This is a genomic window from Micromonospora sp. LOL_024, assembly GCF_048060415.1.
Classification (GTDB): domain Bacteria; phylum Actinomycetota; class Actinomycetes; order Mycobacteriales; family Micromonosporaceae; genus Micromonospora.
In genome coordinates this window covers 1-7,428 of record NZ_JBHMIS010000073.1, presented here as the reverse complement: position 1 = coordinate 7,428, position 7,428 = coordinate 1, and the positions used below count along the sequence as shown (strand labels likewise).

At 68.5% G+C, this 7,428-nt stretch carries 9 protein-coding genes; all 9 read right to left on the bottom strand.

What is annotated here, in order from left to right; translation table 11 throughout:
- Positions 1-45: 45 nt before the first annotated feature.
- Complete coding sequence (locus ACFHWY_RS27475; RefSeq protein ID WP_416583153.1) at positions 46-171, bottom strand: hypothetical protein; 126 nt, start codon at positions 169-171, stop codon at positions 46-48.
- Positions 172-357: 186 nt separating this feature from the next.
- The gene (locus ACFHWY_RS27470) at positions 358-1,269 is read right to left on the bottom strand and encodes a polymorphic toxin-type HINT domain-containing protein (protein WP_416583152.1); all 912 of its coding nucleotides are present in this window, start codon (positions 1,267-1,269) and stop codon (positions 358-360) included.
- A gap of 30 nt (positions 1,270-1,299) precedes the next feature.
- Positions 1,300-1,557 carry a hypothetical protein gene (locus ACFHWY_RS27465; RefSeq protein ID WP_416583151.1) on the bottom strand — a complete coding sequence of 86 codons (258 nt, stop codon included), beginning with the start codon at positions 1,555-1,557 and terminating at the stop codon, positions 1,300-1,302.
- 392 nt (positions 1,558-1,949) lie between these two features.
- Complete coding sequence (locus tag ACFHWY_RS27460; protein WP_416583150.1) at positions 1,950-2,477, bottom strand: DUF6036 family nucleotidyltransferase; 528 nt, start codon at positions 2,475-2,477, stop codon at positions 1,950-1,952.
- Positions 2,474-2,860 (bottom strand): hypothetical protein, encoded by a 387-nt coding sequence (locus ACFHWY_RS27455; RefSeq protein ID WP_416583149.1) that lies wholly within the window; start codon positions 2,858-2,860, stop codon positions 2,474-2,476. The genes ACFHWY_RS27460 and ACFHWY_RS27455 overlap by 4 nt, the downstream gene beginning before the upstream one ends.
- Positions 2,861-3,134: 274 nt before the next feature.
- Positions 3,135-4,232 (bottom strand): tyrosine-type recombinase/integrase, encoded by a 1,098-nt coding sequence (locus tag ACFHWY_RS27450; RefSeq protein WP_416583148.1) that lies wholly within the window; start codon positions 4,230-4,232, stop codon positions 3,135-3,137.
- A complete protein-coding gene (locus ACFHWY_RS27445; protein WP_416583147.1) occupies positions 4,222-4,449 on the bottom strand; it encodes a hypothetical protein in 228 nt (75 codons plus the stop codon). Before ACFHWY_RS27445 ends, ACFHWY_RS27450 begins: the two co-directional genes overlap by 11 nt.
- Before the next feature lie 831 nt (positions 4,450-5,280).
- Entirely contained in the window at positions 5,281-6,312 is a 1,032-nt protein-coding gene (locus ACFHWY_RS27440; RefSeq protein ID WP_416583146.1) for a tyrosine-type recombinase/integrase, read from the bottom strand.
- Positions 6,309-6,761: a hypothetical protein gene (locus tag ACFHWY_RS27435; protein ID WP_416583145.1), complete on the bottom strand. Its 453-nt coding sequence runs from the start codon at positions 6,759-6,761 to the stop codon at positions 6,309-6,311. The genes ACFHWY_RS27440 and ACFHWY_RS27435 overlap by 4 nt, the downstream gene beginning before the upstream one ends.
- Positions 6,762-7,428 lie beyond the last annotated feature (667 nt).

The window sequence follows — 7,428 nt, the reverse complement described above, 5'->3', positions numbered from 1 at the left end:
ATCCGACACGCCGACACGGGCACCATCACTCACAGCCACAATCGATCATGAAACGGCCGTGTCTCCGGAGGAGAGCCTCCGCTCGGCGCTCTGAAAGGAAAGCGCGAGATCCACCAACGTCACGTGGCCCGCCTTGGAGATAACCGTCATGTCGTCGATGACGAACTCCACCTGGGCTCCGAAGTGCTTGTAGCGGAGATCCATTTCTGAGACGGAGGCGGGGTCTGAACCATCCGGCAGCCGCCACGTGTCTCGTCATGGAGACCCGGTCTCAGGGACGGAAAATGTCAGTCGAATCATGTTCGTCCTTTCCGATGGGTCGGCGTCTAGCACGGGTAGGCCGTCACAAGCTTGTCTTCATTGACCACCACACACCTTGGTCAACTCGGTACGGCCGTTGGCCTTCCCGCTCTCTCCAACCTTTTGACCAAAGTCCCACTCGAAGATTTTTCCTGGGCGAGGCTCGTTGGTTATCGGGTCGGGGGTGTTGTTCCTCGGAGTGCCACGGTTGATGGTGTCCACCACGCGCTGCCGGACCAATTTTTCCTTGCCGACGAAGAGGCCGGCCTCGTCGTCGACCAGTTTGCCACCATGCCGGTGGCGGTCCAGCACGTGTTGCCAGTCTCCCTGGGCGACAACGCGGTTTCCGCAGATGCCGGAGTTGTGCACCAGGACGGAGGTGTCCCCGACGACAACGTAGAACGTCTGGAAGTCAGCGACGCTGAGGTTGTAGACCTCCGCGCTGGCGGTGCGTGCGGCGATCGCCGCCACCTTCACCCGGATCCCACTGGAGGTATGAACCCATTGCCCCGGCGTCAACGAGCCGGCGTCGACCCAGGCGTTCGCGTCCGGAGCCCAGAAGGGATGGTTGGTGGTTGCGGTGAGCATGCCGTCCCCGTCCCCGTCCAGGTCGAAGGTCAGGTCGACGAGCCGCTTCTCACCGATGCCGTAGATGGTCCCGTTCACCGGTTTCGCTGCCGTACGGCCCGATCGTGGATCGGTGGCGAGAACGAGGTCGTCCTTCTTGACGTCCTCGATGCGCTTGGTCTTTCCGTTCGCCAGAAGCACCCGTGTGCCGGGGGCGAAGCTGTTGCACTTGGAGAGTGCCTCGATGACCTTGTTAATGTCCCGGAGTTTGTCGGCGGCACGTCCACCCTTGACGCTCGTAGCGCCGTAGCCGAGGACCGGCACCATGGCGCCTAGCCCGAGCAGACCACCGACCCAGTCGCCGCGAGCGAACGAGACGGCCGCATCGACTCCGTTGCACACCTCGCCGGCCCCGGCGCAGACCGCACGCCATCAGCACGAACTGGAGCATGTCCAGGACCATCTCGGGGTTTCGTCGACGAACGTGTTCGGGTCGCCGAGCATCAGACAGCCGGGACGGTCCATGTTGGCCGGCACATCACACATGACCGGGTTTTTGACGGCCAACGCGAAGTCGCCGTAGACGTTCAGGCAGTCCTTGGCGAGCGAAGGCTTAGGGACCAGACAACCCCAGGTCTTGTGCTCATCGGCGGCGGTACCGACATAGTCGCTACCGCTACCGGTCTCCACGCTGCGGCGCTGCTGTTCGTACTCCTCAAGCCTGGTGGTGTAGATCCGAGCGGCCTCCTTGGCCGCCAGGTCGGCGGCGAGGGCGTCCTGACCGGCGGCCTGGGCAGCCTGGCGGGCATCCCAACTGGCCTGGTAGGCGGCCTCGGAGTCGGCGCGGGCACGACGCGCGGCCGCTGAGGCGGCGGTGGCGGACTGCGCTGCGGCGTCGGCGCTGGCCTGGGCGGAGTTGGCCGTACGTGCCTGCCTCGTTGCTCAGGGGCGAGGTATCGCATCGAGGTGATCTCCATGGGCGGTACGGCAAGCGTCAACCAGCCCGATCTCCTGGTCGGGTGGCTGCACACCGCGTAACCCCGGGTCGCGTCCGCGCGAGTGCTAAGGCTGCCGCCACCGACTCATTCGAAGAGTTCGCGGATGACTCCCATGGCCCGCGGTGAGATCACCTCGTCGGGGTAGAAGTCGCTGCACAGGCGCACGGCGTCGTCCACCGTCGCGACACCGGACAGCGCCGCCAAGGTGCGTAGATCGTCCACGTCGCGGGCCCGCGCCGCGAGTGCCTTCATCGCGAAGATGTGCTCCGGTGAGGCCGCCATGACGCGTAGCCCGGGATGGTCGAAGACCCGCCGCTTACCCGGATCGTCCTTGCCCGAGACGTAGACGCTGGCTTGCTCGTTGAGCCACCACGGGGGCAGTCCCAGATCGTCGGCCACCGCACGGGCCTCGTCGAGGACGACGCCATGCGGAACGAACATCGCATCGACGTCCCGGGTCACCCGCTTCGCGTCATAGGCCAACGCCATCGCGGCACCACCCACCACGAAGATGTCAGCGACCACGCCGCGGCGGACAAGTCGCTCGCCCAGGCGGGTGAACGCGCGCTCCAGTTCCGGCCGCCCCATCAGGACGCCGTCCGACCCGCTCACGCCGCCGCCAAATCATGCACCGACACATACACGCCATGTTTGCGGAACGCGGCCGGCGCCCACGCCAGGGCATCGGCGCGGTGGATGGCCAACTCGGCCGGGAACCAGGCCCGACGCAACACCCGCACCTCGACCCACGCCGGTGGAGCAAGATCCGCCTGCGCGAGCAGGTGCTCTGCCAGCGCCGCCAGCAACGCATCCCACCGCACGTCCCCGGTCAGCCCCGGCTCATCCTCCAACAGACCGACCCTGATGTCGGCCGGCTCCCACCGGTACTCCTCCAGGAACTCCCACACCAGCTTCCAACGGATCCGATCGCTGTCCGCGGACGTGAGATGGGCGGCCAGCACCGCCAGGCTCATCGGTTCGTAGCCGGTACCCACAGCGCGAACCTCACCTCCGAACCCAGGGCATTGCTGGTTGCAGACTACCGTCTCCCCGCTGGCGAGCCCCGCAACACCCGGCTGCCGACACATCCACCCCGGCGGCACTGGCACAGTCTTCGCGGATGCCGGGAGAAGGCATCGCGGGTGGGATGTTGCGTCCCTCACGTGAGACGCCTCAACCCCTGCAAGCTTCCTAGGACATCATCGAACGGAGTCTGATAACTACTGCCAGGATCGCTCGCCTGCCGCATTGATACATCCCGGAGTCGCTCTACCTGGCACCACACGCGGCTATCGGCTGAACGGAGATAGGCGAACAGCGCCGGTGGTACGCCGTCCCCGGGCCGGCGTGGTCCGCTACAGCGGCCAGTGGGTGGGGCTGGCTGGTCATGGCGGACAACGCATTGGCGACGTTGTGCAGGTCAGCCTTGATGTAGGTGGTGGTGGACGATCCTGGACTATCGGTGTGCCCGGCGTAGGCGCGGGCGATGCCGTAGCCGAAGTGTCGCTCCACCCAGGTCAGGGTGGTGTGGCGCAGCCAGTGGGTGGACATGCCGTGCACGGCGACCCACGGCAGGCGCTCCCCGAGGCGTTTCCACAGGTGATCGTAACGACGGCTGGTGATGGGTTGACCTGCGCGGTTACGCAGGAGCCGGTCCGTGTGGAAAGCGGCGCCGCGGGCATGAGCGTGTTCGCGCAGATGTTCGGCGAGATCGGGGGTGATCGGCTGCCAGCGGACCGTGGATCCCTTCTCGGTGAGCCGCACGAGTCCGTTGGCGGTGTCGAGATCGACCAGCCGCAGCGCCAGCGCGGCGCCCCGACGGCACGCGGTTTCGGTGTGCAGCCGCAAGAGCAGCGCGTCGAGGATGACGTCGTTGCCGCTGCTACGCGCTACCGCGTTGACTTCCTCCAGTTCGTGTGGGGTCAGGGCGCGGCGGGTGCCGGGTAGACGCCGGGGTTTCGCGACACGGTGCGCAGGGCTGGCGGTGGCGTCGATCAGACCGTCGGCGATGGCGCGGGTGTAGAAGGCGCGGGCGGCGGCGATCACGTGCTCGCCGGCGTACCGGCCGTTGCGGCTGTTGCGCCGCGGCACCGCGCTGGCGATCATCGTCTGTTTCAAGGCCTCGACGTCGCTGGCGGCGATGGTGTCCAACGGTCGGCCGGGCCATGCTGTGGCCATCCGGTCCCAGTAGGTGCCGTACGTGCGGCGGGCGCCGGGTCCTGCAGCGGCGACAACACGGGGCAGGTACTCGGCGATCGTCGGCAGAACTTCCAGCGTCTCGGGATGGGATTGAAGGTCTGCCACGGTGACGCCCAGGTGGGCCAGGACCTGACGGGCGGCGGCGACGGCAGTCACGTCAGCGGTCACGATCGCCTCCCGCCAGATCGGCGTGCAGATCGGCGAGCAGACGCGCGACGGCGCTGACAGGGTGAACGACGAGCACATCGTGGGTGACAAGGGCGGCGAGTAGCACCGGCTGCCCCGGCTCGAACCGGCACATCTGCCGGACACTGACGGGCAACGGCAGCTCACCTCTACTGCCCACCTGGTGCCGGCCGCTTTCGCACGCCGCGATGACGAGCATTCCCCGGGCGGGCCGGATATCAAGGCGGTGTCCCGGACCCCAGGCCAGCGCGCGTAGGTGTTGCTGCGCGGTTACTCGACCGCAGCGTGCGGGAAGAGCCATCCCCAGCAGCAGCTCAGAAGGGTTGGTGGTCCTCGGCAGGTAGCTGCGGGCGGGCAATGCCGGTATCGGCATCGGGATTGGGTCCGGGCGCGTGGGAAACGCGGCGGGAACCAGCGGACGGACGAGTTGTTCGGTCTCGCGGGTAGGTCGTGTCATCAAGGGACAACCGCGTGGCCACCCGAGTCACCTACGGCACCGCACGTGCTGAGCTTGGGCTGATGGCCGGTGATCGGAGCGCTGGGGCGGTGATGCTCTACGTCGATGGGCACCGCCGCGGGCCGGGAACGCCAGCGGTGGGGCTTCCACCTCGCCAGCGAGATGTCGCCACGGGTCGCGACCTCCCTCTGCGCCACGGATGTGCAGGGGCCGCTGGCGCGTGCCGCGCTGCGTGCTCCCCCGCCCGGGGCCGCACTTCGTCTACGAGGACGATGTGCGGATGTTCGCGGAGCGACGGGCGCGGGTACCTCTGCACGTCGCCGGGACACGAACCTGTTGATCGACTAATTCGTATACGGCTACGGGTTGTGGACGGCGGCGTGGTGGATCTCGACTCTGGTCGCCGTGGTGCGAGACGGATCCCGCCGGCGCCGGCGACATTGGCGGCCCCGGCGACACCTCGCAGCCCGACACTTCCTAACAGTGCGGTCAGGGCCGTCATCGGGGCGCGATGGTCGGCCTTGCGGTGATGATCCCCGGGGTGAGTTCTTCGGCCTGGCCAGGCTCGCCGGATCAGATGGCCGGCAGGTCGACGTCGTGCCGGCTCGCGAGTGGGTGGGGTTGGCCGGTGAGTGCGGCAAGGGCGGTGGCGACGGCGTGGAGGTCGGCTTTGATGTAGGTGGTGGTGGCTGGTCCACGTCTGTCGGTGTGTCCGGCGTAGGCGCGGGCGATGCCATAGCCGAAGTGGCGCTCCACCCAGGTGAGGGTGGTGTGGCGTAGCCAGTGGGTGGAGATGCCCTGGGCGGCGACCCACGACAGCTGGCGGCCGATGCGCGCCCATAGCAGGTCGTAGCGGCGGTAGCTGGCGGGGTGGTCGTTGCGGTAGCGCAGCAGCGCGTCGGTCGGGGCGACGGCCCCGCGGGCGCGGGCGTGCTCCGCGAGACGGTCAGCCAGCATCGGGGTGACGGGTTGCCAGCGTTGGGTGCCGCCCTTCTCGGTCAGCCGGATGAGGGCAAGGTCGGTGTCGAGGTCGATCAGGCGCAGGGCAAGCGCTCCGCCGCGGCGACAGGCGGTTTCGGTGTGTAGACGCAGCAGCAGCGCGTCGAGAATGACGTCGTTGCCGCCGCTACGCGCAGCGGCGTTGATGTCGCACAGTTCGTCTGAGGTGAGGGCGCGGCGGGTGTTGGGCAGCCGGCGCGGTTTGCCGATCCGGTGGGCGGGGCTGTCCACAGCCGCGAGATACCCGTCGGCGATCGCCCGGTTGTAGAAGGCGCGGGCAGCGGCGACCAAGTGCTCGCCGGCGTGCCGGCCGTGGCGGGAGTTGCGGCGGGAGCGGGCGCCGACGGTGGCCTGTCGCATGAGGGCTTCGACGTCGCTGGCGCGCACCGCGTCGATGCGCCGATCGCCCAGGGCGGCGGCCATTCGTCGCCAGGAGCTGCCGTAGGTGCGTCGGGTGCCCGGGCTCGCCGCTGCGTCGACGACAGAAAGGTAGTCGGCGACTGTCGGCACGGTAGGCGGGTCGGTGCCGGTGAGGTCGGCGGCATTGAGGCCGAGGTGTACGAGCAGTGCTCGCGCGGTGGCGACGCGCTCGGGGTCGGCGGTCATCGGGGCTCTGCCAGGATGCGGGCATGTAGGTCTGCCAGGAGAACGGTGATGGTGTGTGAGGGGTGCACGACGATGCGGTTCTGGCGTCGCAGGGCGGCCAGGAGCACGGGTTCGCCGGTGGGGATGCCGCACAGGTGCCGGGCGGCGGCCGGTAGGGGCAGTTCCTCTCGGGTTCCCACGACGTGCGCGCCGTCGGCGGCCGGGGTGATCACGACAGCGCTGTCGCCGGTCACGACGTCCACGTGCAGCGTCAGGCCGGGCGTCCAGCCCAGAGCACGCAGCAGGAGCCGGGCGGTGACCCGGCCGGCCGCATCGGGGCGGGCCACATCGAACAGCACCCCACCGCCAGTCCGACCGGCGGGCGGCAACCTCGGCAGGGGCGCCGGCTCCGGCGACGCGACCGGCAGCGGGGCGGGCACGAGCGCCTCGACGAGGTGCTCGTGGGGCAACCGAGGACGGGGGCGGGCGCCACTCACCGCTGCCCCCACCGTCGAGGATGCAGTGCTGTCAACGCAGGTAGCAGCGACTCCCGACGGCTGGTGCGCGCAAACGCCGCCCGTCGCCTCGGAGCCCCACGCGACGGGAGTCGACCTCGCGTGGATATCCACAGATAATGGTGTCCGAGGGGGGAACCCCCACGCGCGGCGTTCGCGCCGGAAAACGGCGCAGAAGCATGGGCGCCAGCGTAGCAGGACGGGCTGGGCCGCACCGGCTCGGAGGCCGCAGCAGCCCGCCGCCTGTCCCTCCATGGCGGACTCCCCATCACGACGTGCGTTGCATTGCCTTCCGGATCTGCCGAATTGAGGTATATGTTGGACCACATGCGGCGACTGCGCCGGATCGTCGTCAGTGCCGGTGCCGAGTGTGGTCAGCGCCGCACGTGGCGCCGGAGGTGATCACCGGTGTCCGTATCCAGGTGCGGCAGTCGCGCTCGGGTGATCAGTCTGCACGGTCCAGCGTGACGGTGCTGCGCTGGGGGGTGCTCGCCCACAGTGCTTGCAGAGTGGGGTAGTGCTGTAGTTCCCACTCCGCCTCACCGATCGCGTGGTCGCGGTCGGGGCCAGGGCTATTGCGTTCTGGGGTAACTGCTGGTCACGGCGGTTATGAGGTCGTGTG